The sequence below is a fragment of the Synechococcus sp. CB0205 genome (assembly GCF_000179255.1).
Taxonomy (GTDB): domain Bacteria; phylum Cyanobacteriota; class Cyanobacteriia; order PCC-6307; family Cyanobiaceae; genus Vulcanococcus.
The window spans coordinates 48,907-73,414 of record NZ_ADXM01000022.1; the positions used below are offsets into that span (position 1 = coordinate 48,907).

A 24,508-nucleotide genomic window follows, 5' to 3' on the forward strand; every position below is an offset into this window, starting at 1 on the left:
GTCAGGGGATGACCTGCTCAACCCTGCTGAGTTTGCAGGATCTGCTGGTAGAGCTCAATCGCGCGATCGGCAACGGCCGATTGTGAATAGTGCTGTGCGACCCATTGGCTGACTGGAAGGCTGGCGCGCGGTGCGTCCTCCAGCCACCACCCAAGCCATTGGATCCAGTCGCGGCATCGTCGAGGCAGCACGGCGCCGAATCCCTGAGGTGCGCTGCGCTGTAGATCCACTCCGACGCCGGTGCGGTCGCTGATGGCCACCGCACAGCCGCAGGCCAAAGCTTCAGGCACAACATTGCCAAAGTTTTCATGGCGGCTTGGCAGCAGCAGCAGATCCGCTGCGTTGTAGACCCCTCCCAATTCCGCGGCGGGCACAGTGGGGTGTTCGATGACTCTCTGCCCTAATCCCCGTCGTTGGAGTTGCTGGATCAGTTGCTGACCACTGCCATCCTCGTCCCCTCCTAACAGGAGGAGTTGCCATGGCTTGTCGCGGAGTGCAGACAGCACCGGGGGTAATAAATCCAAGCCTTTTTTGTGATGCTGCCGTCCGCAGATCAGGAGAAGTGGGTGATTGGAGTGCACGCCCAATTGCCGGCGCCACTGCTGTCTCAGACCAGGGTTGGGGTGCAGCTGATCCAGGTCCATCGGATTGGGCAGGAACCAACGTGGTGCCCGTAGGGCTAGGGGCCAGAGTTCGTTTGCTTCTTGCTCACTGGTGACATGAAGGCCTGCGGCCTGTTGCAGGTAAGGCCGCTCGCGCACCAGGAAGTAGGGCAGTTTTTTCCACCAGCGCTGGCCCAGGGAGTAGGGGCCAAGGGCCCCGCGCAGGGTGTGAAGGATGGGGACCCCTTGTTGGATCGCCTCTCTCTGGATGGGGATTCCCAAGGGTTGCCAGATGGCGCTGAGGTGTAGGAGGTCCGCACGAGCCATTACCCTCGAGAGGGATTGCACCAGGCGTCTGGACTGGATGGGGCCGGTGGCGTGGTCGACGGGGTAGTAGGTCACTGGCACCCCATTCCGCATGATCGGTCGGCCTAGTTCAGATAAGGGCAAATCACTGAGGCCGGCATTGGTGGTGATGACCTCAACGGCAATGCCTTTGCCTGCTAGGGCTTCGCAGAGCCGACTCACGCTCAGAACCGGCCCCCCGTACTGCCATGCCGGGGCATAAACAGGCATGGCGTGGAGGATCCGCATTCAACGTCGCGGCAGCAATTGCAGCAGTGGCCTGCCTTCAATGGTCAGGATGATCGCGACACCAAAAGCGCAGAGCATCGACCACTGGGGATTGGGATCGGACAACCAACAGAGGGGGGTCACCGCCGCCGTGGCCAGCAGCAGCCGAATCACCATTCTCGGCTGGATGAAGCGTCTCCAAGCCTCACTCAGGTAGATCGCGACAGGTACGACGGAAAAACAAAGCTTGGCAGCTAAAAAGCCCTGCAGGCCGCTCGTTGGGATGAGCCACCAGCCCAGCAGGGCCGCCAGCACCGCTCCACTGTTCTGAGCGATGGCAAACAGGCGTGTGCGTTGGCTGGCCAGAAGGGGTGTGTGCAAGACCTGGTTGACCGAATCCAAGACGGCCATCAGAACCAAGAGACGGGTTGGCTGGATGGAGGGCAGATAGGAGTCTCCAAAAAACAGTTGGACCAGTGGTTTGTCGATGAGTAGGTAGCCAAGCAGTGCGGCTAAGCCCAGCCACCAGATCAGCCGCAGCGAGAGTTCGGTGTTCTCGCTGCGCTGGGATTCAACCGTTGTTGCCCTGAGCCTCAGGAACAGCAGAGGCGTTAGGGCTCCTGGAAGCAAGGTGAAGACCTGCACGATCAGCTGCCCCACCCTGAGGAAGCCCACATCGGACACTCCTTCCGCCTGGGCAACGCCCGCCAGTAGTGGTAAAAACACCATGGCCGCCAAAGCATTCGAGCCATACAGGCTGATGCCGCTTCTGATCAACCTCCAGGCTTCGGGCCAGTCCGGTTGCCAGCGATGTGGCCAGGGCCAGAGTTGACGGCAGCTCTGTCTCAACCAGACCAGCTGCAGGCCACTCATCAGTCCGTAACCAATCAGGGCTCCTGCAACGCCGCCCAAGGCCGCCCCGATGGCGGCGAGCAGCAGCTTGAGCGGGGAGAACAGTCCTTGTCGAAGAGCCACCAGTTTTGTGGCGCCGGCGATGATCAGGAGATCCCAAGGAAGCCCGCCAAGACTCTCCAGGCTGGCGATGCCGACCAGGGCGAGTGCCAGGGCGCTGCGACTCAAGCTGAGGTCGCTGGGTAGGAGTCCCTGCAGCGGGATGACCCAAAGCCAAAGCGCCAGCGCAAGACCAAGCGTGCTCAGCTGAACCAGCTGGATGGCCGACCCGGCGAGGCTGCCCTTGGTTTGCGCAGATTCCTTGGCTCCCTCTCCAGTGAGGGCACAGCTCAGTCCGTAATCAACCCCCCCTCGAGCAGTGAGCTCAAAGGTTTGACTCGTCGTCAGGACCAGGCTGAAGAGGCCTAGCCCAGCCGGCCCAAGGCTGCGGCTTAACCAGAGGTTGAGCGCAAAGCCCAAAGCGCGACCTACAACAGATCCGCGTAGCAGGTGCCAAGCACCCTGACGAAGACTGGATTGCAGGGTCGCCATCAATTCATGCCCTTAACTTACGGCCGACTCTTGATTTCAAACGTTTGGGTCCCCTTCGGCTCGCACTTGAGGGTTGTTACCCCAGCTTTGCCAGCACGGATCTGGTCATGCGGGTTCTTGGCACGCTCTGCAGGTTTGAGCTGGTGTCACGAACTGAGCCGCATGACTTGCTGATTCGTGGCCCGTTCGCTGATGGCAGCGCGCGGCGCCGTTGGTTGAACCGCGGTTTGCAGTGGCGAGAGCGCATTAACAGCCCTTGGCGGCAGCCGGCTCGACCTTTACGGCTGCATGTGAGCTCCGAGAATCCGTTCGCCGAGAACTATCAAAACTTTGAGCAGTCGGGTTGCGATTTTGGCCTGGGACACGAATTGAGGGTGGGAGATCTGTGCTATCAGCGCATGCCCCACTGGTGGAATTACGTTGACTTCAGTGCTGATGGGATTCCTTCACCTGCTCAATGGATTCGCCTGGGTGAGCCGCTCAAGCAGGAGCAGTTGCTTCGGCCCCTGGATTGGAATCACTCTGGTGAACAACGGGCCGCATTTTTGGCGTCCTATCTCAATGATCAGCGTCGCTATCTGTGGCGCGAGGTTGACCGTGCTTTGCCAGTCGATGGCTTCGGTCGAGCATTTGATTCTTCGATCGCTGACCATACCCGCTCGAACTTCACGAAGCGGGAGTTGCTGAGTGGTTATCGTTTTAATCTCTGCCCAGAAAATGCGATCGCTCCGGGGTACTACACCGAGAAAATTCCCGAGAGCTTCGCCTGTGGAGCGATTCCGATTGGATATGTCGACCGACTTGCGGAGGTTGATTTTAATCCGAGGTCATTCTTGAATTTGTATAATTATCTTTCGGGAGGCGTTGCTGCGGGTTTGGCTGAAGATCTTGCCTGCTCGCGGCGTCTTTCAGAGCTCACTGAGACTCCTTTGTTGACTGCGCCAGTTGCTATTGATCGGTTGGTTGATTTTCTGCGCTTGGTGCTCGACCAGGCCAGAGCCGATTGACAAATTCAATCAATACTGTGATCGCAGCGAGAATGAGAACGTATTTTGGAAACTCATAGAACCAATTCCAGGCCGTCTCAGAGAGGGATCTGAGCGGGGGGCCTTGAAGAAAGGTTGACGGGAACAGCGCGATCAGGGTTGTGGCCGTGCTCCGGTTTAAGGCGGCCAGTTGATACCAGGCGCGGCAAAAGTAGGCATAGAGAAGGCCGAAGATGCTGCTTCCAAGCAAAACCCCAGGCCAGCGAAAGCGCCAGTAGAGATCAGCGCTTAAGCTCACACCCGGAAACCAGATGTGCCGACCATCCTGGGTCCCCTCACTGGGCGAACCTTTGATTTCCTTGGCGATTAAATGCCCGTCGTTGATGGGCGGACGATTGGGCATCACGGCCTGCGGTGCCCAAAGGAAGAGAAGATTCCCTAGCCGCTTGGATCCTGCTGGACGTTGACTCAGTCCGGGTTCCCGGAACAGATAGGGATCACTCCAGGCATAAAGATCTCGACCAATTAGGGGAATGGCAGCTGAGGAATTCAGGATTTCAGTTCCGTTTTGTAGGGCTCCCAGCCTGGTGATTAGATCGCTCGTTGTTGACTGCTGGAAGGAGTTGCTGTGACGCATGGTGGGTAAAACAGCGATCGCACTGAGCGCCAAAGCACAGAGTCCAATGATGAGCCAGCGCATGAGTTTGGGATTGGCTTGTGCCAGCCACAGGCCACCCAATGTCAGCAATCCGGGGTACAGCAGAAGACCGCGTCCTCCAAGCAGGGCGGATGCCGCCAGGCTCGCTGCGGTGGGAAGAAAAAAGGCCATGACGATGAGCAGGTTTCTGCGCCAGCGCCACAACAACAGCGGTAGAACAATGAAATAGAGATCTCGAAGACGGATCGCAGCAGAAAATAAGGTGTCTGGTCGCCAGAAGCGTCCGGCCCAAGTGAAATAGGCCGCTCCGCGGTCCAGTGTCCCCGCGAAAAAGCCAACCGCTACATAACCAACGGCCACAACACCAGTGATGGCGCCAAGGAGAAGTAGCTGCTGTCTGCTGAAACCGCGTTGAGGAGAGTCGTTGTTGATGGCAGCGGAAGCGGGAGTTTTTGACCGATGGATCAGTGGCCAATTCAGTAGGCCTCCAAGCACGATCCCCGAGGTCATCACGGCATTCAGGGGGAGTGCCTGATGGACATGCGCAATCCAGTCCTGGATATCGCCCGGGCCATTACGGCTGAGTAGAAGGACCATTCCGCCGAGTTCCCACCGCAGGAACAAATGCAGGGCTAGGACCGTGAGGGGGGGAAGGGAAGAACGTTGATCCAGGGGCGCTCAAGCTGGATGGCCCACAGCAGAAGAACGACCCCCCACCAGCACAGTCCAATCGCGAGTGGAGCACTACTCAGTGGCGCCGTCAGGATCCAGCCGCTGATCCCGATGCCGATTGCTCCCCATGGTGTCAGGCACCACTGCAGTGGTCCGAGCAAGGTGTCCAGACGATCCCGGTCGGCTCTTCTGGGTCGAGGGTTACTCACGCACGCCGCTGAAAAATGAACACGCTGCCCATGCTCCAGAGTTGGGGGGAGCTCAGCTGCTGTAAGGCCCAGCAGGCTGGTTGGGCCAGGCGTCGCTTGCTGATCAGAGGACGCAGAATTTCCTCAGTCAAGTTGAAGCCCAAGGCCTCAGCTCTTTGTGACAGGAGAGACCGTGCTTTATCGATATTGACGATGAACTGGTGTTTGAACCCCTCGGGTTGATCAACTAAATCAAGGCTGTGGGCATTGAGCTCGTGTCCTCGCAGCATTCTGAGTCGATCTAGAACGAAGAGCTCATTCGGCAGGCTGACGACCACCTGTTGATTGGCGCGCGTCAGGGCTAACTCAAACAGTGGCGTGAAGCGCCGGGTGTGTTCAATGACATCCAGCAAGAGCACTGTGTCCCAGGGACCTTCGCTCCGCATCAGGTCAGGAATCTGACCCGCTTGCACATAGCGAACCTTGGGATTGTCGTGGCGCTGTTCGTAGATGCAGGCATCACTGATATCCAGGCCTGTGTACTCACATTGGCTTGGAAGATGCCTGCTAACGACCCCGTCGCCGCAGCCGATATCCAGGAGCGTTGTGCTGGTGTAGTTCGGCAGAATCCGAGTGGCGATCAGCTCTGCGAGGCGCGCATCAGAGCGCTGGGCCATCAGCGTGCGCTTGTGCGCGGCAGTCGTCGCCATCGTGCGGGCAGCCATCGAAGCAGTGTCCAGGCAGTCTGCCGGAGGCCGGCGGCCTGGTGGATGGCCTTTAGGCCTTGCGTCAGCTCTTTGGGCCTCGTTTGACTGAATTGCTTCAACACGTTCCAGAGCTGAAACTGCATCACGTGGGCGGCCCAGCAGCGGCGACGTGGTTCATCGCTTAATAGGGGGTGTTCGCGTAATTGCTGCACCACAGACGCCACCTCCTGTAATTCATGGCCGCTGCGACGGTTGCGGTTGGAGAGTTGGCGCTCATGGGTCCGTACCTGCGCGATCGGCACCCGGTTCAGGACGAGGGGCTGGTTTTCGCTCGCCCGCAGTAGCCATTCCCAATCCGCCGCATGGCGCCAGTCTTCGAGGAAGGGGCCTGCTGCACGCCAGTGGCTGCGGCTGAAGGCCATCCCGCTGAGGTTCCCGTTCAAGCTCCCCAGCTGCAGCAGTGCAGGCACGAATCGCTCAGGTGGCACCAACGCTGTTTCCTGGCTCACCTGGTCGTGGTGCCAGGCGCTGTCTGCCGGCCGTGGACTCCCGTCCTCATTGATGGATTCATAGGTCGAGAGGATCAGTCCTGCATCGGGCCAGCGTTCACACATCTCATGAATCCGCCCTATGGCATGGGGTAACAGCAGGTCATCACTGCAGAGCAGCAGCACCCACTCGCTTTTGCTCTCTTCAATGGCACGGTTCAAGTTGCCGAACAGTCCGAGGTTTTGGGGGCGCCTGACCCACCGCACCCGCGTGTCTTGGTTCTGAGAGTCGATCCAGCTTTGGATGAAGGCTTGCGTATCCGCGTCAGAGCCGTCATCGGCGATCAACAGCTGCCAGCCTGGATCTTGCAACTGCAGCACGCTCTCCAGTGCCGGGCCTAGCAGCCCCGAGCGGCCGTAGACCGGCAGGATGATCGTGATTTCCATTAGCCCTTGTCCTCGAGCAGGGCCTGGTAGTTGGCGATCGCGCGCTTGCCGTAGGCACTCCAGCTCAGCTCGCTTCGTGCCAGGTCCAGCGCGGCTTCACGCTTCTGCTCCCAGAGGCTGCTGGTTTGGGCGAGTGCCTGCAGGCACCAGGAAATGGCATCGGGACGGTGGATGGGGACCAGATAACCGGCGGGGAATTCTTCAACGTCATGGTCACGTTGCACTGAGCCGCTGCCCTGCAGCCTGAGCAGGTCCTCGCCACCGGTGTTCGTCGTGCAAATCAGCGGTAGGCCGCAGGCCAGGGCCTGCATCTGCACCATCGCCATCCCTTCCTCGATGGAGGCCATCACAAAGCAGTGCGCTGCGGCGTAGTGCTCCACCAGTTCGGCCTGGGGAAGGTGACCGAGGCATCGCACCTGATGGTTTTGCTGCTTCAGCAGACCCTCCAGTTCGGGGGTCTCGCCGCCCACCAGGGTCAAGGTGCCGTTAGCAAGGTTCGCTTGCCTAAACCCCTCAAGCAGATCGGGGATTCCCTTACGTACGGACAGTGAACCCGCGTAGATCACCCTCAAACCACTCACTTCAGGTGGGCGGGGGGCTTGCTCCGTAGCCTTGAAACGGCTGAGGTCGACCCCCAGGGCGTTGCGAAAGAGGCGCTTTGCGGGCCAGCCCCGCTCCAGAAAGCTGCGCTTCACGAACAGGCTCGGAACCGCAACCTGACTGCAGAGCTCGTACTCCCGTAGCTCCATATCTTCGATCCGCGGGTGGGTGGCTGCCCACTTCAGGCCCAGGCGGCGATGTTCTTCGTTCAGCAGCCGGCTCTGCTCAAGGATGTGCGCGGAGGATCTCTCCAGCACTGTTGGGATCCCCCGTTGCTTTGCCCAGGCGAGGCTTGGTTCGCTCCACTGGGACCAGCCGTGGATTAACTCGCTGCCTTCCAGGTGCTTGACCGCCCTTCGGGCAAACCAGCGGTGCACATGCCACTGGCAGCGCATCATCAAGCTCTCGCCGCCAAGCTTGTAGATCGCTTTCACCACCCAGAAGGTCAGCGGCAAGCTGACGACGTTGTCGTTGGGGATTCCCCAGCGCTTTACAAACCAGCGGGGGTAATTGGTGATGAGGCGGTGCAGGTGACCGGCTTGTTGTAGCTCCCGGGCCAGATCAAAGGCATGCCAGCGCCCCCCCACGACGATGGTGATCTTCATGGCTTTGCCTGGCTCCACTCCAGGATCGTCCGCAGCCTGGCGCCGTAGGTGTGCTGTGGCCTGCGCACAGTCTGTGCGCCTCCTTGCCGCAACTGCTCTTGCCGTTCTGGATCCCTGAGCAGAGCCTCGACCCGTGCTCTCAGTTCTGTTGGGTCCTTGAAGAAGCCGCTATCGGGGTAGTTCTGCAGGAGGGCCCGGTGTTCGCTTGTGTCTTGGTAGAGGCCGCAGCCTCCGATGGCCCCGATCTCATAGGAGCGATCCGTCGAGAGGTCACCATTGGCCTGACGTAGTAACCCCAGAACGACCCGGGCTGAACCCATCGCCTTGCAGTAGTCCTCCCCCACCACAGCTGGCCCCTTCTCCCAGCCCGGTGTGCTCAAGCCTTCCCAGCTGCTGCCGTGGATGCGGCGGCGCAGCCCCGGCAGATCAGCCAAGGCCTCGAGCCAGGGCAGGCGTTCTGCAGCGCCTGTACCCACAAACAGCACATCGGCCGCTTCGGGATCGGTGAAGTCGATCGGGTGATGCAGTTCAGGGTCGTAGGCAAAAGGGAGCCAACTGGTGCTCAGGGTGCCCGCCGCTTCTAGCCGCTGCCGCAGCGCTTCTTTGGTGCTGAAGATGTGGTCGTAGTCCTTCAGGTTGCGCAGAAAGCAGCGGCGCCGGTGAATCGGATTCCAGGGATCGTCCGTGAGGTAATTCACGATCCGTCCTCCTGATGCGCGAATGGCTTGGAACACCTGCGGTGCTAGGGGCAAGATGCCCGTGACCAGCACCAGCCTGGGTTTGTGCTGCTCGATCAGTGCGATCAGCTTCCGCTGGAAGCCCCACCACTCCCAGCTGCGCCGATCCGCCAGGCGGTAGAAGACTTTCCCGCGCAACCGCCCCATGCTCGGCGAGAAGGCCGGCGCCGGGGATGTGTAGGCCACTAATAGGTCGCGCTTGGGATCCAGGCCGGCCTGCTGGGCCCCCCGCAGAAACTTGCTGCCCAGCGCCTCCGGGACGCTGGTGTCGGCAATGAGGAGTAGGGGCAGTCGTTTGGCCATCACTGTTCCCAGCGCTCTCGAACCAAATAGAGCGGCCTGGCTTTCACCTCTTCGAAGACCCGGCCGAGGTATTCCCCCAGCATCCCAAGGCCAATGAGTTGAACGCCCCCGAGGAACAGCACGGCGGTCATCAACGAGGCATAGCCAGGGAGATCGATGCCAAAGACTAATGTGCGCAGCACCATCCAGCCGCCGTAGAGCAGCGCCAGGAATGCAATGGCTACGCCACTGCCACTGAGCACCTGGAGGGGCACTCGGCTGAAGGAGGTAATGCCATCGAGGGCGAAGTTCCAGAGCTTCCAGTAGTTCCAGTTGCTTTTGCCGCCCTGGCGGGCATCACGGTCGTAGCTGATGGCGCTTTGGCGGAATCCCACCCAGGCGAACAAGCCCTTCATGAAGCGGCTTCGTTCCGGCAGCTGCAGTAAGGCCTCGACCACGCAGCGATCCATCAGACGGAAGTCGCCGGTGTCTGCGGGGATCGCGGTGCTGCTGAGCCGTCCCATCAGCCGATAAAACCCAAAAGCCGTCAAGCGTTTGGTGTTGCTCTCGCCCGCCCGCCGCCGCCGCACGGCATAGACCACATCAAAGCCTTGCCGCCATTGCTCGAGCATGGCGCCGATCAGCTCGGGGGGGTCCTGCAGGTCGGCATCGAGGGGCACCACCACATCGCCACGGCTGGCCTGCAGGCCAGCGGTCAGGGCCGCCTCCTTGCCAAAGTTGCGCGAGAGGCTGAGCACCGTCGCTTTCAATTGAGGGCGTTGCTCCAGCTGGGAGCGCACCACCTCGAGTGACTCATCGCGGCTGCCGTCATCCACCAACACCAGCTCCCAGGGCAGACCCAGGGCCCCCAGTTGCTGCTCCAGTTCCGCAAACAAGACTGGCAGAGTTGCTGCCTCGTTCAAAAAGGGAACTACCGCGCTGATCAGCGGCCGAGGGGGGCGGGCTGCGGCGGTGTTCATGGCCGGGATCGTACGGGCCCTGATCGCAGCTGGCCGTAGCTCAAGGCCACCTGGGAGCGGCCGGCCGGGAGCTTGATGCTGATCCAACCTTGGCCATCTCGCCCTCCCGCCGGCAGCGGAGCGCTCCAGCCTTGGCCGCGGTTGACCTGGACCCGCCAGCTGGGGTGGGCCCACTGCATGATTCGTAGCCGGCCGGCGCTGGTGGCGTTCACCTGAAGTACCCGGCTGCGGGGCGTGCGTTCCAGCAGTGTCACCCTTCCTTGCCCAGACCATTCAGCCCAACGTGTTTGCGGCCAGGCCGGCAGCCAAAAAATGGCCAGCCGCTTGTTCCAGGACGCCTCAGGCACCTCGGCAGGGCTGTAATCCGGTACACCGCTCAAGGCAATGCGGCCATCGGGCAGGGCCACAAAGCGTTTGGCCAGCTCCCCCTCCTTTGGCAGCCCAGCCACGCCTGCTGAGCAGGGTGTCAGGGGATCACAGCTCAGCAAGGTGCGCAGGGCCATCCGCTCGCTGGCGCTCGGGGCATGGCCCCAGAGATTGCTGCGAAAGCGCCAGAGCCCATCGAACCAGCATCCAGCCGCCGCCAGGCCGGTCACTGCGAGGGCCGCAGATCGGGTTCGGTTGGTGCGCTGGGGTTGCTCGCTGGCCGATGCGAACCAGAGCAGGGCACCAAACCAGCCCAGGCTGAGCCAGCGCCAGGGAAATTGAATGCGCTGTAGCGCTGGGAGCCAGTGATAGATCGGTGCGCTGATCGAGAGGCTCATCAGCAGAGAGACGAGCGCTAATAGAGCACCCCAGCGGGCCAGAGAGGAGGTGCCCCGCCAGCCAAGCCAGCGCCAGAGCAGCAGCAGGGCAATCGCCACCGCTTGGATCCAGAGCAGCGCCGCAAAGCTTCGGTATCCCAGATCGATGTCCGCAAAAAATTCCCCTGGCAACAGGCCCGCAGGGATGGGGGGGCGAACCGATGGCAGAGCCTGAAGCGCTGGCAACCAAAAGGGCATCGCCAGTCCGGCCCCCAGGGCGCCGCTCCAGAGCCAGGTTTTGCGCCTAAGCAGCAAGCCCGCTAGCCCCCAAGCCACCCCGGTCAACAGGGCGGCGTTCCAGTTGCTCAAGGCGATGCCGGCCAGCGCAAGACCCGCGAGCGGCCAGCCCCAGGGCCGCCGTTGCTGCAGCCCTAAAAACCCCAAGGCCAGCCACCAGAGCAGGGCTTGAGCCAGGGCTTCCGGCCAGGCCCCGCGCACATAAATGTTGATAAGGAGGTAGGGATTCAGGCTGGCGGCGATCAGCAGCGCCCAGCGCCAGCGTGACTTCTGTAGCCAGTGGATGGCGAGTGCAGCGACCCCGCCGTTGTGCAGCAGCAGGAGGAGCAGAAGGCCTGTGGCTAGGGCGTCATCGGGGGGAAGCCCCAGCAGTAGTGGCAGCCCCACGAACCAGCGAAACAGGGGTGGGTAGATCAGTAGTGCACTGCTCCCCGCACCGGCCCAGGGCAGATCACTCCAGGTGGGCCAGAGCCAGCCCTGCTGCAGTTGTTTGACCCAGCCCACCGCCCAACCCAGGTGCAAAAAACCGTCTGGGGTGTCCAAGGGGACGCCGGCCAGCCCCAGCGGCAGCCAGATCAGCACGGCCAGTGCCACCGCTGCCCCCATCAGGCCCCTGCAGCGCATGTGCTTTCGGCAGACCCTGCCATTGTGGGGCCTATGCGGCTTGCCTTTTTCCTCGACAACCGGGGCATCGCCGAGCGGGGTGGTCTCAGCGATCCACGGCTGGGTAATCCCGGCATCGGGGGCACCGAGTTTGCCTTCCTGGCCGTCGTGGCTCAGCTCGCAGCAGAGGGTCCGCTGCAGCCGCTGCTGTTGTTGACGGCTACCCAGTCAATCGAGGGCATCCCTACCTCCTGCACGGCAGTGGTCGATTCCTTGGCGACTGCTGTTCAGACCGCAGGGGACGGCGGCCGCCAGGCTTTGGTGTTTCGCCCTGGTTTTACCGATCGGTCCGATTGGCAGGCGCTTGAAACCAGTCCTTTGCCACTGATCGCCTGGTTACACAACCTGGGCTGCCATGACCAGTCCCGCTACGAGGCTCTGCCGGCCCTGTGGTGTTGGGTACTGGTCAGCGGCGCCCAATTGGATTTTTTCCGACACAGCCGGCTGGCCCAAAGGGCGGTCGTTATCCCGAACCCCGTGGCGGTGCCGCCGGCCTGGCGCCAACCCCGGAGTTTGGAGCAGGCCGCGGCGGCTAAGGACCTGGCCTATGTGGGAGCGATCACGCCCTTTAAGGCCTTTGATCGGCTGGCGCAGCAGTGGCCGCGCATCGCCCGCGCCTGCCCGGAGGCCCAGCTGCGGGTCTTTGGTGGAGCGGATCTCTATGGCGGCGCCCGCTCAACCAGTCTGAGTGCCTACGAACGGCACTGCTTGGCCCTGTTGGAGCGGGGCGGCTATGGCGATCGGGTCTCCTTTGAAGGCCGCAGCGGCCTGGAGCGTTACGACGCTTTTGATCAGGTCGCAGTTGGGGTGGTCAACCCCAGTGGCCGCGATGAAACCTTCTGCCTGAGTGCCGCTGAGTTCAACGCCTGCGGCATCCCCGTGGTGGCGCCGCGCCGCCATGCCCTGGCCCAAACCGTTCTGGACGGTCAAAGCGGTTTGCTGGCCAGCAGCGATCAGCAGTTGGCGGATCACTGCATTGCGTTGCTGCAGGAGCCCAGCTGGGCTTGGGAGCTTGGGCAGGGCGGACAGCACAGCTGCCAGGAGCGCTTTGCTGTCCAAGCCGTCGCTGCCGTTTGGCAGGACTTGATGCAGCAACTGGTTTCTGGTGAGGAGCCCGCTCCTCCAGAACCCTCCACGTCTTGGGCCCATGAGCAACGCTTGTTGCGTCAGGTCTGGGGTCAGGGCTTGAGCATCCCGGGCTGGCCCAGTTGGCCCACTCTCAAGAGCTGGCTGAAAGGGGGGCAGGCGCCCCTGGGCCCCAAGGCCGTGGGGGTGCTGGCGGGCCTGATGGCCCTGTTGGTCTGGGCGCTGTTGGTGTTCGGCAAGTACGGAGGCAATCCCACCGGCCTGGCTCGGGTGGGTGATCAGCTGCCGATTTCGCCCCGGTTGGCGGATCAACCCGTGGTGCGCTTGGCGGGAAAGCGCGGCAACGACGGCCAGCAATTTCTCAGTCTCGCCCTGGATCCATGGCAACTGGATGCAGGCAGCAGTCAGGCCTTGGACAATCCGATCTATCGGGGTAAACGCCTGCTCTATCCGCTGTTGGCTTATTTGAGCGGACTGGGGCAACCCCAGCTGATCGTCTGGACCCTGGGCCTGCTGAACGTGGTCTGTATGGGTTGTGCGGCGGCCTTGGTGGCGGCCTGGGCCCAGCTGCAGCAGCGTTCAGCGGGCTGGGGGTTGGCGGTCTTGGCTTTGCCGGGCTACTGGATCACCCTCAGCTTGACCACTGCTGATTTGCTGGCGACGACCCTGCTGCTCGCTGCTGCCCTGACAGCCCGTCAGGCGCGTCTGCTGCCCCACTGGCTCAGTTTGATCGCCGCCAGTCTGACCCGGGAGACCGGTCTAATCGCCTGGGCTGCGAGTGGTTTGACAGCGTTGCGGGAGCGGCGCTGGCGTTGGCTATTGCCGCTGGCGGTGGTGCCGCTGCCGCTGCTGCTCTGGTCTGGCAACTTGACGAGACGGTTTGCTGCCGTGCCCGATGGGGCCCTGGCCCGCGTTCACTTCGGCTTCCCGTTGGAGGGTGCCCTTCAGAAAGGTCTGCAGCTCCTGGGACTGAGGCCGCTGGCCGACCTCCAACCCGGCGGTTTGGAGCGGCTGTTTGACGCCGGTTGCTTTGGCCTTTGGTTGGGCACCCTTGGGGTGCTGGTACTCGCGGCCTGGCGCGGCTGGGGCGGCCGTTGGTTGCGCCTGGCTTCGGCCCTTTATTTGCTCCCGGCGCTCTGCACCTCGACCCAGATCCTGGCGCGCTTCCCCGATTACACCCGGGTCTGGATTGATCTGGCCAGCCTGGCGCTGCTGGCCTTGCTGGCTTCTCGCAGTTGGCTTCTCAAGCTCTGGCTGGCCCTCTCCGCTTTGATGTCGGCGGGGTATTGGCTGGGTTATCTGCTGCTGGCGCCATGAGCTTTGCGGTTCCGGTGTTGCTGATCGCCTTCAACCGCCCGGGGCCCACGGCCCGGGTGCTTGAAGTGCTGAGAGAACTCCAGCCCGAGCGGCTCTATGTGGCTTGCGATGGCCCCCGCGCGACGCGTGCCGGCGAAGACGAGCGCTGCGCTGCGGTTCGCGCCTTGTTAGCGCCGGCGCCTGAGGGGGGCATCGATTGGCCCTGCCAGCTGGAGCGCCTGTTTCAACCGAGCAATCTGGGCTGCCGCTCCGGGGTGACCGCTGCGCTGGATTGGTTTTTTGAGCGCGAGAGCGAGGGGATTGTTCTTGAGGACGACATCCTGGTTGATCCCAGTTTTTTCCCCTACTGCCAGGAGCTGCTGGAGCACTACCGCCATGACACCCGGGTGGGGGCCATTGCAGCCAACAACCATCAGCGCCGGCCCCCGGCCGATGGCAGCAGCTATCGCTTCTCGATCTACAGCCACTGCTGGGGCTGGGCCAGCTGGCGCCGGGCCTGGCAGTGCTACGACCGCGATCTCACAGGCTGGCCGGTGTTTCGGGAGGGCGGCTGGCTCGAGCAGCTGGGGGGCCGCGCCTTCGCTCATAAATGGGGCGGCTGGCTCGAGGCCCTCGCCCAAGGTCAGATCGACACCTGGGACATGATCTGGCAGCTCAGCTGCTGGCAGCAGGGGTTCTTGACCGTGATCCCGGCGCTGGAGTTAGCCGAGAACATTGGCTTTGATGCCGATGCCACCCACACCCTCGATGAGCGTTCCCCCTTGGGACCCCGGGGCACGGTGTCTGTTCCGCTGCGCCATCCAACCGTGATCCAGGCGGACCGGCGCCGGGACGCCGACACCTTTGCGCGCCTGTATCGGCGCAGTCGCCGGGCTGAACTGCTGCGCAAGGGCCGCAAAGCCCTGCGGCTGCTGGGGGTGCGCTGAGATGCGCGTGTTGCACCTTTCCACCTACGACGGCGGCCAGGGGGCAGCCCGCGCCAGCTATCGCCTGCACCAGGCCCTGCGGGCCTCGGGCATCGAGAGCCGCATGCGCGTGGCCCGCGCTAGCCGCGGCGACAGTTGGGTGGATGCGCCCCGATCTAAGCCCCGTCAGGCCCTGGCGCTCTTGCGCAGCACTGCGAGCTGGTGGTTGAGAAAGCCCCAGCGTTCCGCCAATCCGATCACCCATTCGGTGGCTGCCCTGCCATCGCGGTTGGACCTGGAACTCAACCGCCGGCCCCAGGAGCTGCTGCATCTCCATTGGCTGCAGGATGAATTCCTCTCGGTTGAGGCCATCGGTCGGCTGCGGGGACCGGTGCTTTGGACGCTCCATGACTGTTGGCCTTTTTGCGGGGCCGAGCACTATCCCCATGGCCTGGGGGATCAGCGCTTTGCCCAGGGGTACGGCGCGGCGACCAGGCCCAGGGATCACCGCGGCCTGGATCTCGATCGCTGGACCTGGCAGCGCAAACGCCGGGCCTGGCGGTCCCTGTTGCCGCAGCTCCAGCTGATTGCCCCCAGTCACTGGATGGCGCAGCAGGCGGCTGCCTCAGCACTGCTGGCGGGTGTGCCCTGCCGGGTGATCCCCAACGCCTTGCCGGAGGTTTTCCGCCCCTATCCCCGTGCCCAGGTGCGGCGTTGGCTGGGTTGGCCCCAGCACAAGCGCCTGGTGCTCTTTGGCGCCATGGATGGTGTGGCTGATCCGCGCAAGGGCTTTGATTTGCTCGTGGAGGCTCTCGAGCAGTTCAAGCAGCTGGATCCAGGGCTGAGCAAGCACTGCTGCGCTGTCGTGCTGGGCCAGAGCACGCCTGCCGTGCCTAGGGCCCTGCCCTTGCCGGTGCACTACGCCGGTCGCTTGGACGATGACCTGAGCCTGGCCCTGGCCTACGCGGCCGCAGATCTGGTGGTGGTGCCGTCACGCCTCGACAACCTGCCCCAGTCCGCTAGTGAACCGCTGGCCTGCGGCACCCCCGTCGTGGCCTTCCATCAGGGGGGGCTGCCAGATCTGGTGCAGCACCGCCGCAATGGCTGGCTGGCGGCGCCTGAAGACGCCCGCGATCTGGCCCTGGGCCTGCAGTGGGCCTTGGCGCAGCCCGAGGGGTCGCTGCCCCTGGAGATCTGCCAGGCCTGGCGGCCCGAGGCGGTGGCGCGGGCTCACCGGGATCTCTACGCCGAGGTCCTGCAGCGATGAGTTGGCAGTGGCGCCACAGCATCAAGCAGCGGGGTCGCCGTGTCGCCCACCGACTTGAGTGTTGGCGCTATCCGCAGGTGTTTGCAGGGCAGCTCAGTGAGGAGCAGGCGGGTCTTTGGATCGCCGAGGCCATCCGTGAGCAGCGGCCTGTGTTGGTGGGCCGGCTGGGTTCGGTGGAAGCGCGTTTGTTGGCCGAAGCCCAGAGCCCTGGAGCAGCGCCCTTCAGCCGTGTCAGCCTGCGGGAAGCCCACCGCAACGCCGGGATTTTTCCGGTGGAGCCTGGAGCCTTGCGCGCGGCGGCCCTGCGGTTGCAGAGCGCCCTAGAGCGGGTGGATTTGTTGGCCCTCTGGGACAGCCCCCACCAAGCGGCGTTGGTGGCTGGCCTGGAGCCGCTGCCCCAGCGCTGCAGCCTGGCGGCCCTGGAGCCCTGGTGGTGGGCACAGCCCTGGAGTGCGGCCTTGGCAGGTAAGCGGGTGCTGGTGGTGCATCCCTTTGCGCGCACGATTCAGCAGCAATGGCACCGGCGCGATCAGCTGTTCGCTGATCCGGCGGTGCTGCCGGAGTTTGAGTTGATCACCCTTGTGCCCCCTCAGACCCTGGCTGGAGCCACCCAGGGCTACGCCAGCTGGAGTGCAGCGCTCGATCAGCTGCAACGGCAGGTGGCAGCGCTGACCTTTGATGTGGCCTTGCTGGGTTGCGGGGGCTATGGCCTGCCCCTGGCCGCCGCCATCGCTGACTCCGGCCGCGTGGCTGTTCATGTCGGCGGAGCCCTGCAACTGCTGTTTGGCATCCGTGGTCGCCGCTGGGAGGCCAGCCCGCGTTTTCAGCAGCTGATGAACTCCAGCTGGGCTCGCCCCTCCTTGGCGGAAACCCCTGCTGGTGCCGATCAGGTGGACGGGAGGTGTTACTGGTGAAGCGGCTTGGCGACTGGGCCCGCTGGCTCTGGCTGAAGGCGGCGGATACACGCTTGCTGGGTTACCACCATCCCCTCTCGCCCGTGGGGTTTGCGCCGTTACCTGCGGCCCGGGTTGGGCAGACCGTGCTGGATCTCGATCGCTTGACCCTGGCGGCACCCGCCCCGGCGCTCTTGGTCAGCCATCCCTACCGCAGCTCTGCGGTTCCCCACTACCCGAGCATCGAGACCTGGACCCTGCGCGGCGGCAGTAGCCGAGCTCAGGCCGCGGCGCCCCGCACGATCCAGTTCCACACGATCCGCAAGCAGCTGGGCAAAACGAAGCGCCCTTTAGAGGGGCCCTACGCGGTCTTCCCCCACAGCACGAGCCATTTCGGCCATTGGGTAGGGGATTGCCTTGGGGCGATCCTCTGGTTTGCCCGTGAGCCGCGCGTCACCGCCGGCGGCCGCCGCCTGCTCGTCACAGCACCCTCCCCTGAGTGGGCGGCCTTGCTGGAGCAGCTCTGTCCACCGGGGAGCGTGGAGTTGTTCACTCCTGAGCAGCTTTTAGAGGTGAACTGGCAACTCACCGATGCGTTGCTGTTGCCGCGCCTGAGTCCCTGGCAGAACCTCAGCCTGGCCAGGGACCTGTTGGCCCCGGCTGTCGCCGTTGGTGAGAGTTCCATCCGGGGGGAGCGATTGTTTCTTTGTTCGCTGCGGGACGAGCGCATCGTCAACCTGCCGGAGGTGCTCCGTTGCTTTGAGCGCCATCACGTCACGGTGCTCAATCCCCTGGAGATGGCGCCCCTGGCCTTGCTGCGGCGCCTGCGCCAGGCCGGCGAGCTTTGGTGTGAGCACGGTTCGATGGCGTTGAACCCCTTGGTCTGCCGCAGCGAGCCTTATCACCTGCTGGAGCTGGATCCCCGCTGCGCCGCTGGCTATGACCCGGCTCAGGCGGTGCTGGGGGGTGGCCTCTACAACGGGTTCCAACGGGGATTACAGCGGCCGTTCCCTTGCCCACCGGCGGTGGAGTCCGCCCGACTCGATCGGCTGCTGCATCCTTATCAACGCCAGCTGCGGGTTGATCTGCAGGCCCTGGAGCAGGCCCTGAGCTGATGGAAGCCCTTCTCTTTGGCCTGATCGGCCTGCATCTGCCCAAGTCCTTCACGCTCCTCTACGCGGCCTTGGCCCTACTGGCTTGGCGCACCCGTAAGGCCCCTCCCTTGGCGCCCCAACTGCGCTGGTGCCTCGGCGCTCTGCTGCTGTTCTCCATCAGCTACAGCGCCATCTCCGTGCACTACGGGCTCTGGCAGCTGGGGGGGCGGGATCTGTTGGATCTGGTCTCGATGGTTCTGCTGCCAGCTGGCTGCGTCTGGATTGGTGCCCGCGCCGCGGCGGTGCTCTCCTGGCGGCAGAGGAGCTGGCTCTGGCTGGCCTACGGCCTTGGTGCCCTGGCCTACGTCTGGATCGTGTTGCTTCACGCGCGGGTCTTCTGCCCCGATGGGGCTTGGCTCGATTTGTGGCTGCTCCGGCGAGACAGCACCATCGCTGCACCTTGGGGTTCAGATCCTCTCGTCAATGTGCGCTCGGTGGAGCAGAACGCGGTCTTGGCCTGCGCCTGGTTGTTACCCGGGCTCTGGATGCTGCGCCGATTTGCGTTGGCTTGGCTGCTCAGCGCTGCTGGGGTGCTCGGGTGGGCCGCCATGGTCTGCTTCAGCGGGCGGTTGGGTTGGTTGGTGCTCGCCCTCGGAGTTCTGCCCGTCGCCGTGGGCTGGATGCGATCCCGGCGGCGCCAGCAGGTCCTGAGCTTGGGATGTCTCGCCGGAATGACGGCTTTAGCCCTGGCGGTGTGGCGTTTCCCCCGGCTTGGGCTACGCCTCTATGACGAACGTTTCGATCGCTTTGCGGGTTTTGTCCCTGTCGTGCGTCAGTTCCCCTGGGGCGGCAACCGGTTGCACTTCCAAGGCACTGCGTTGGTTTTCGATGCCAGCCAGGGGGAGTTGATGCACAACGTCTTTCTGGATCTCTATGTCCGGGTGGGTTGGCTGCCGCTGTTGCTGTTGCTGCTCGCACTTGTTCCGTTGCTGCTGCGCGCGCTCGCGTGTCTGGGGCTTGTGCTCAGGCAGGAGAAGCTGCAGCTCGATGGCTGTATTGCGGCCGGCTTCCTGGTTTGCCTGAGTGTGCAGTGGTTGTTCCAGCCTCTGCTCTATGGGGATGGCTTGCTCTTCTACGTAGGCTTCCTGGTTATTGGCACTCTCGCGGGAGAGCCGTCGTTGAAAGGTGATGAGCCATGACTTTCTGTCCAGAAGCCGTTGATTGCCGCGGGCGGGTTGCGCTGATCACTGGGATCACCGGCCAAGACGGCAGCTATCTGGCGGACCTGCTGCTGGAGAAGGGTTATGTGGTGCACGGGATTAAGCGCCGCGCCAGCAGTTTCAACACCAGCCGCATCGACCACCTCTATCAGGACCCCCATGAGGCCGACCCGCGTCTGGTGTTGCACTACGGGGACCTGACGGACAGCACCAACCTGATTCGGATCATTGAGCAGGTGCAGCCCGATGAGATCTACAACTTGGGTGCACAGAGCCATGTGGCAGTGAGCTTTGAGGCGCCGGAATACACCGCCAACAGCGATGCCCTCGGCACCCTGCGCATCGTGGAGGCGGTGCGGATGCTCGGCCTCACCCAGAAGACCCGCATCTACCAGGCCAGTACCAGTGAGCTCTACGGCTTGGTTCAGGAAATCCCCCAAAAGGAGACCACGCCGTTCTATCCCCGCAGTCCTTACGCAGTGGCCAAGTTGTATGGCTACTGGATCACGGTGAATTACCGCGAGGCCTATGGCATGTACGCCTGCAATGGCGTGCTGTTTAACCACGAGTCGCCGCGGCGTGGTGAGACGTTCGTGACCCGCAAGATCACCCGTGGTCTGGCGCGCATTGATGCGGGCCTGGATCAGTGCCTCTACATGGGCAATCTTGATTCCTTGCGGGATTGGGGGCACGCCCGTGATTACGTCGAGATGCAGTGGAGGATGCTTCAGCAGCAGACTCCCGAAGACTTCGTGATCGCCACGGGCCGCCAGGAGAGCGTGCGCCGCTTCATTGAGCTCACCGCCCAGCAACTGGGCTGGGGTGCCATGCAGTGGGAAGGCAGCGGCATCGCTGAGGTCGGCCGACGCGCCGATACCGGTGCCGTGGTTGTCCGCATCGACCCCCGCTACTTCCGTCCTGCGGAGGTGGAGACGCTTCTGGGCGATCCCGCCAAGGCCAAAGAGAAGCTGGGCTGGACGCCGACCACAACTTTGGAAGAGTTGGTGGCCGAGATGGTCGCAGCCGACAAGGAAGAGGCGGCCAAGGAAGCGCTACTGCGTCGTAAGGGCTATCAAGTTGTTGGTTCGATGGAAAATCCACCCACCAATCCAGCTGCGATCAAGCCATGAGTGCGCTGATCGCGCCGGACGATCTCATCTTTGTGGCCGGGCACCGCGGCATGGCGGGCAGCGCCATCTGCAGGGCTTTGCAGAGGGCGGGCTACGGCAACGTGTTGACGGCCGATCGCGCCGCTCTTGATCTTGAGGACCCGGCCGCTGTTGCGGCCTGGTTCAGCGCGCAGCGCCCCACGGTGGTGGTCCTGGCCGCCGCGAAGGTGGGGGGCATCCAGGCCAATAACAGCTATCCGGCGGACTTTTTGCTCGCCAATCTCAAGATCCAGAACAACGTGATTGAGGGTGCCTGGCGCTCGGGGGTGCGACGTCTGCTCTTTCTCGGCAGCAGTTGTATCTACCCGAAGTTTGCGGACCAGCCGATTCGCGAGGAAGCGCTGCTCACCGGCGCTCTTGAGCCGACCAACGAGTGGTACGCCATCGCCAAGATCACCGGAATCAAGTTAGGTCAAGCCCTGCGCAAGCAGCACGGTTTTGATGCCATCAGCCTGATGCCCACCAATCTCTATGGGCCCGGCGACAACTATCACCCCACCAACAGCCATGTGTTGCCTGCCCTGATTCGCCGCTTCCACGAGGCCGCCGAGCGGGGCGACGCCAGTGTGACCTGTTGGGGCAGTGGTGCTCCCTTGCGGGAGTTTCTGCATGTGGATGATCTGGGTGAAGCTTGTGTCTTTGCCCTCGAGCACTGGGACCCTGCGGCCCCTGAGGCCCCGATGGATGACACTGGGGGGCCCTTGCCGTTTCTGAATGTCGGCACCGGCGTTGACCTCACGATCCGTGACTTGGCCGAAGCCGTGGCGCAGGCGACGGGTTTTCAAGGAGAGATTGTATGGGACCGCTCTAAACCCGATGGCACACCCAAAAAACAGCTGGATGTGAGCCGGCTGGATCAGCTGGGCTGGCGGGCGCGGATTTCCTTGTCTGAAGGGCTCAGAAGCACAGTGGCCTTGTTCCGCCAGCAGCTTCAGGACAATCTGGTCCGTCTCTAATGCCCGCTTCCATCAGGCGCAATCTGGTGACCGGAGGAGCCGGTTTTGTCGGCTCCCACCTGGTGGACCGCTTGATGCAGGCCGGAGAAGAGGTGATCTGCCTCGATAACTACTTCACGGGCCGCAAGCAGAACATCGAGCCGTGGCTGGGGCATCCTCGTTTTGAGCTGATTCGCCATGACGTCACTGACCCGATTCGCTTGGAGGTGGACCGGATCTGGCATCTGGCCTGCCCCGCCTCGCCGGTGCACTATCAGCACAACCCGATCAAAACGGCCAAGACCAGTTTCCTGGGCACTTACAACATGCTCGGTCTGGCCCGCCGTGTCGGTGCTCGCCTCCTGCTGGCCAGCACGTCAGAGGTGTACGGCGATCCGGAGGTGCATCCCCAACCGGAGAGCTACCGGGGTTGCGTGAATACCATCGGCATCCGCAGTTGCTACGACGAGGGCAAGCGCATCGCCGAAACCCTCTGCTTCGACTACCAGCGCATGCATGGGGTGGAGATTCGCGTGGTGCGCATCTTCAATACCTACGGGCCGCGCATGTTGCCCGACGACGGCCGGGTGGTCAGCAATTTCATCGTTCAGGCGTTGCGTGGTGATCCGCTCACGCTGTATGGCGATGGCTCCCAGACCCGTTCCTTCTGCTTTGTCGACGATTTAGTCGAGGGCATCATCCGTCTGATGAATGGAGCGCACCCCGGACCCATCAACATCGGCAACCCAGGCGAGTTCACCATCCGTCAGCTGGCTGAATTGGTCCGCGCCAAGATCAACCCGTCCCTGGAGCTGATCTGTAAGCCCCTGCCTCAGGATGATCCGCTCCAGCGCCAACCGGTGATCAACTTGGCGCAGCAGGAGTTGGGGTGGCAGCCCACAATTGCTCTTGACCGGGGACTTGATGCAACCATTGCCTACTTCAAGGAGGCATTGGCGTGAGCATCCGCACCATCTGCTGCATTGGCGCTGGCTACGTGGGTGGCCCGACCATGGCGGTGATCGCGGATCGCTGTCCCGAGATCCAGGTCACGGTGGTCGACCTGAACCAGGCCCGTATCGATGCCTGGAACGACCCGGACCTCTCCAAGCTGCCCGTCTACGAGCCGGGGCTCGATGCCGTTGTCGGTCGCTGCCGTGGACGGAACCTCCATTTCACAACGGCTGTCGACGCGGCGATTGCGGCTGCCGACATGGTCTTCCTGTCGGTCAACACCCCCACCAAAACCAAGGGCGTCGGCGCCGGACAAGCCAGTGATCTGCGCTGGATTGAAGCCTCCGCCCGGCAAGTGGCGGCCTGCGCCCAGGGTCACACGATCGTGGTGGAGAAGAGCACCCTGCCGGTGCGCACCGCTGAAACGGTCAAGGCCATCCTGAATGCGGCCCAAGGGGAGGTCGCCGGCGCAGGTGCACCCAAGACCTTTTCGGTGCTCTCCAACCCTGAGTTCTTGGCCGAGGGCACGGCAATCCCCGATCTGGAAGCCCCGGATCGCGTCTTGATAGGCGGGGAAGACGCCGCCTCGATCGACGCCCTGGCGAGCGTCTATGGCCACTGGGTTCCCCAGGAGCGCATCCTGCGCACCAACCTCTGGAGCTCTGAGCTCTCGAAACTGACCGCCAACGCGTTCCTGGCGCAGCGCATCAGTTCGATCAACTCCATTGCGGCGCTCTGTGAGGCCACGGGCGCGGACGTCAATGAGGTTGCCCATGCCATTGGTGCCGATAGCCGTATCGGCGCTAAGTTTCTCAAGGCTGGCCCTGGCTTTGGTGGCAGCTGCTTCCAGAAGGACATCCTCAACCTGGTGTATCTCTGCGGGCACTACGGCCTCCACGACGTGGCGGCCTACTGGCAGAGCGTGGTGGAGCTCAACATTTGGCAGCAGCAACGCATCGCCCAGCTGGTCGTGCAGAAGTTGTTCGGCACCGTGACCGGTAAGCGCATCGCCGTGCTCGGGTTTGCCTTCAAGGCCGACACCAATGACACACGCGAAGCGCCCGCGATTCGCATTTGCCAAGACCTGTTGGAAGAGGGAGCTCAGCTGGCCATCTACGACCCCAAGGTGCCCGAAAGCCAGATCACCTCTGACCTGGGTTGCCACCCCCTCATCTCTCCAATGGGCAGTCCCCTCAGTGGCGACGGCGTGTGGCATCGCGTGACCACGCCTACCGAGGCCGTGGCTCAGGCCGACGCCGTCCTGATCCTGACGGAGTGGGCGAGTTTCGCGGAGCTCAACTGGCAGGAACTGGCTGGGCAGATGCGCAAGCCGGCTTGGTTGTTTGATGCACGCTCGATTGCGGACCTGTCGGCTGCACAGGCAGCTGGACTGCAGGTTTGGCGGGTTGGTTGCGGCTGAACTTGATTAATCGAAATCCCCCTTAAATAAGAACCCCAACTCATTGTGAGTAGGGGCTCTAAATGAATGACTAGTTTCCGTAGAGATTCAGACGAATCAGGCGGAACCCACACCGGTGTAGGAGCCGTAGAAGAAGAGGCCCACCACAAAGATCACGGCCATTCCGCCAGCGGTCGCGACAAGCCAGAGGGGAAGCACACCTTCAGTCCAACGGGATTTCCAGGCCACTGCAGGGCGACCGTCTGGAAGACGGTCGGGAATTCTTCCGTCAGGAAGACCGGATTTCTTGCCGCTCATCTCAGATCCTCCTGATCAGTTGAAGAAGTAGCTGGAGAACAGAATCCCGCAGGTGAAGACGAACAGCAGGCCCAGGTACAGGCTTGTGCGGTTCAGTTCAACCGGCAGGTTGTTCGGGTTGGGGGAGCGTTGCATGGTGTCAGCGGCGAACGAACTGCATGGCAGCCAGGGCGCCCAGGAAAAAGACCGTGGGGATGCCAAGGGCGTGGACTGCAAGCCACCGGACCGTGAAGATCGGGTAGTTGCGAGGGGTGGTGCTAGCTGGAACTTGGGTCATGGC

The 24,508-nt window shown here is 62.9% G+C and carries 23 protein-coding genes; 11 read left to right on the forward strand and 12 right to left on the reverse strand.

Annotation, left to right across the window (positions count from 1 at the left end; genetic code table 11):
• Positions 1-17: 17 nt before the first annotated feature.
• Complete coding sequence (locus tag CB0205_RS0103375) at positions 18-1,196, reverse strand: glycosyltransferase (protein ID WP_010314334.1); 1,179 nt, start codon at positions 1,194-1,196, stop codon at positions 18-20.
• Complete coding sequence (locus tag CB0205_RS0103380; protein WP_010314336.1) at positions 1,197-2,618, reverse strand: lipopolysaccharide biosynthesis protein; 1,422 nt, start codon at positions 2,616-2,618, stop codon at positions 1,197-1,199.
• A gap of 107 nt (positions 2,619-2,725) precedes the next feature.
• Between CB0205_RS0103380 and CB0205_RS15240 the strand changes: the two genes are divergently transcribed.
• Complete coding sequence (locus CB0205_RS15240) at positions 2,726-3,625, forward strand: glycosyltransferase family 10 domain-containing protein (protein ID WP_156797799.1); 900 nt, start codon at positions 2,726-2,728, stop codon at positions 3,623-3,625.
• Here CB0205_RS15240 and CB0205_RS0103395 read toward each other — a convergent pair.
• The 7 genes from CB0205_RS0103395 to CB0205_RS0103425 form a co-directional block, all read right to left on the reverse strand.
• On the reverse strand, positions 3,567-4,772 hold the full coding sequence (locus CB0205_RS0103395) for a hypothetical protein (RefSeq protein WP_029626088.1): 1,206 nt from the start codon (positions 4,770-4,772) through the stop codon (positions 3,567-3,569). The genes CB0205_RS15240 and CB0205_RS0103395 overlap by 59 nt on opposite strands.
• Before the next feature lie 367 nt (positions 4,773-5,139).
• Entirely contained in the window at positions 5,140-5,847 is a 708-nt protein-coding gene (locus CB0205_RS0103400) for a bifunctional 2-polyprenyl-6-hydroxyphenol methylase/3-demethylubiquinol 3-O-methyltransferase UbiG (RefSeq protein ID WP_010314342.1), read from the reverse strand.
• A complete protein-coding gene (locus CB0205_RS0103405; RefSeq protein WP_010314345.1) occupies positions 5,799-6,764 on the reverse strand; it encodes a glycosyltransferase family 2 protein in 966 nt (321 codons plus the stop codon). Before CB0205_RS0103405 ends, CB0205_RS0103400 begins: the two co-directional genes overlap by 49 nt.
• Positions 6,764-7,969 (reverse strand): glycosyltransferase family 4 protein, encoded by a 1,206-nt coding sequence (locus tag CB0205_RS0103410; RefSeq protein ID WP_010314347.1) that lies wholly within the window; start codon positions 7,967-7,969, stop codon positions 6,764-6,766. The genes CB0205_RS0103405 and CB0205_RS0103410 overlap by 1 nt, the downstream gene beginning before the upstream one ends.
• Complete coding sequence (locus CB0205_RS0103415; protein ID WP_010314349.1) at positions 7,966-9,009, reverse strand: glycosyltransferase; 1,044 nt, start codon at positions 9,007-9,009, stop codon at positions 7,966-7,968. The genes CB0205_RS0103410 and CB0205_RS0103415 overlap by 4 nt, the downstream gene beginning before the upstream one ends.
• On the reverse strand, positions 9,009-9,968 hold the full coding sequence (locus CB0205_RS0103420; RefSeq protein ID WP_010314351.1) for a glycosyltransferase family 2 protein: 960 nt from the start codon (positions 9,966-9,968) through the stop codon (positions 9,009-9,011). The genes CB0205_RS0103415 and CB0205_RS0103420 overlap by 1 nt, the downstream gene beginning before the upstream one ends.
• Positions 9,965-11,614: a hypothetical protein gene (locus CB0205_RS0103425; RefSeq protein WP_010314353.1), complete on the reverse strand. Its 1,650-nt coding sequence runs from the start codon at positions 11,612-11,614 to the stop codon at positions 9,965-9,967. Before CB0205_RS0103425 ends, CB0205_RS0103420 begins: the two co-directional genes overlap by 4 nt.
• A gap of 51 nt (positions 11,615-11,665) precedes the next feature.
• On the opposite strand from CB0205_RS0103425, the gene CB0205_RS0103430 reads away from it, so the two are divergent.
• From CB0205_RS0103430 to CB0205_RS0103475, 10 genes are read left to right on the forward strand one after another with little or no spacing between them, the layout of a single operon-like run.
• Positions 11,666-14,074, forward strand: a complete 2,409-nt coding sequence (locus CB0205_RS0103430) for a glycosyltransferase family 4 protein (RefSeq protein WP_010314355.1) — start codon at positions 11,666-11,668, stop codon at positions 14,072-14,074.
• Positions 14,071-15,000, forward strand: a complete 930-nt coding sequence (locus CB0205_RS14205; RefSeq protein ID WP_010314358.1) for a hypothetical protein — start codon at positions 14,071-14,073, stop codon at positions 14,998-15,000. The genes CB0205_RS0103430 and CB0205_RS14205 overlap by 4 nt, the downstream gene beginning before the upstream one ends.
• Position 15,001: 1 nt before the next feature.
• Positions 15,002-16,246 carry a glycosyltransferase gene (locus CB0205_RS0103440; RefSeq protein ID WP_010314360.1) on the forward strand — a complete coding sequence of 415 codons (1,245 nt, stop codon included), beginning with the start codon at positions 15,002-15,004 and terminating at the stop codon, positions 16,244-16,246.
• Positions 16,243-17,160 carry a hypothetical protein gene (locus tag CB0205_RS14210; RefSeq protein ID WP_010314362.1) on the forward strand — a complete coding sequence of 306 codons (918 nt, stop codon included), beginning with the start codon at positions 16,243-16,245 and terminating at the stop codon, positions 17,158-17,160. Before CB0205_RS0103440 ends, CB0205_RS14210 begins: the two co-directional genes overlap by 4 nt.
• Positions 17,157-18,254 carry a glycosyltransferase 61 family protein gene (locus CB0205_RS0103450; protein ID WP_010314364.1) on the forward strand — a complete coding sequence of 366 codons (1,098 nt, stop codon included), beginning with the start codon at positions 17,157-17,159 and terminating at the stop codon, positions 18,252-18,254. The genes CB0205_RS14210 and CB0205_RS0103450 overlap by 4 nt, the downstream gene beginning before the upstream one ends.
• Complete coding sequence (locus tag CB0205_RS0103455; protein ID WP_010314366.1) at positions 18,254-19,432, forward strand: hypothetical protein; 1,179 nt, start codon at positions 18,254-18,256, stop codon at positions 19,430-19,432. Before CB0205_RS0103450 ends, CB0205_RS0103455 begins: the two co-directional genes overlap by 1 nt.
• Complete coding sequence (gmd, locus tag CB0205_RS0103460) at positions 19,429-20,583, forward strand: GDP-mannose 4,6-dehydratase (RefSeq protein ID WP_010314368.1); 1,155 nt, start codon at positions 19,429-19,431, stop codon at positions 20,581-20,583. Before CB0205_RS0103455 ends, gmd begins: the two co-directional genes overlap by 4 nt.
• Positions 20,580-21,578, forward strand: a complete 999-nt coding sequence (locus tag CB0205_RS0103465; RefSeq protein WP_010314370.1) for a GDP-L-fucose synthase — start codon at positions 20,580-20,582, stop codon at positions 21,576-21,578. The genes gmd and CB0205_RS0103465 overlap by 4 nt, the downstream gene beginning before the upstream one ends.
• Complete coding sequence (locus CB0205_RS0103470) at positions 21,578-22,519, forward strand: UDP-glucuronic acid decarboxylase family protein (RefSeq protein WP_010314372.1); 942 nt, start codon at positions 21,578-21,580, stop codon at positions 22,517-22,519. Before CB0205_RS0103465 ends, CB0205_RS0103470 begins: the two co-directional genes overlap by 1 nt.
• 50 nt (positions 22,520-22,569) lie before the next feature.
• A complete protein-coding gene (locus tag CB0205_RS0103475) occupies positions 22,570-23,931 on the forward strand; it encodes a nucleotide sugar dehydrogenase (protein ID WP_232197231.1) in 1,362 nt (453 codons plus the stop codon).
• Between the two features lie 96 nt (positions 23,932-24,027).
• Here CB0205_RS0103475 and CB0205_RS0103480 read toward each other — a convergent pair whose 3' ends face one another.
• From CB0205_RS0103480 to psbF, 3 genes are read right to left on the reverse strand one after another with little or no spacing between them, the layout of a single operon-like run.
• Entirely contained in the window at positions 24,028-24,228 is a 201-nt protein-coding gene (locus CB0205_RS0103480) for a photosystem II reaction center protein J (RefSeq protein ID WP_010314377.1), read from the reverse strand.
• 15 nt (positions 24,229-24,243) lie between these two features.
• Positions 24,244-24,363 (reverse strand): photosystem II reaction center protein L, encoded by a 120-nt coding sequence (locus tag CB0205_RS0103485; protein ID WP_010314380.1) that lies wholly within the window; start codon positions 24,361-24,363, stop codon positions 24,244-24,246.
• Between the two features lie 4 nt (positions 24,364-24,367).
• Positions 24,368-24,505 carry a cytochrome b559 subunit beta gene (psbF, locus tag CB0205_RS0103490; RefSeq protein WP_010314382.1) on the reverse strand — a complete coding sequence of 46 codons (138 nt, stop codon included), beginning with the start codon at positions 24,503-24,505 and terminating at the stop codon, positions 24,368-24,370.
• Positions 24,506-24,508 lie beyond the last annotated feature (3 nt).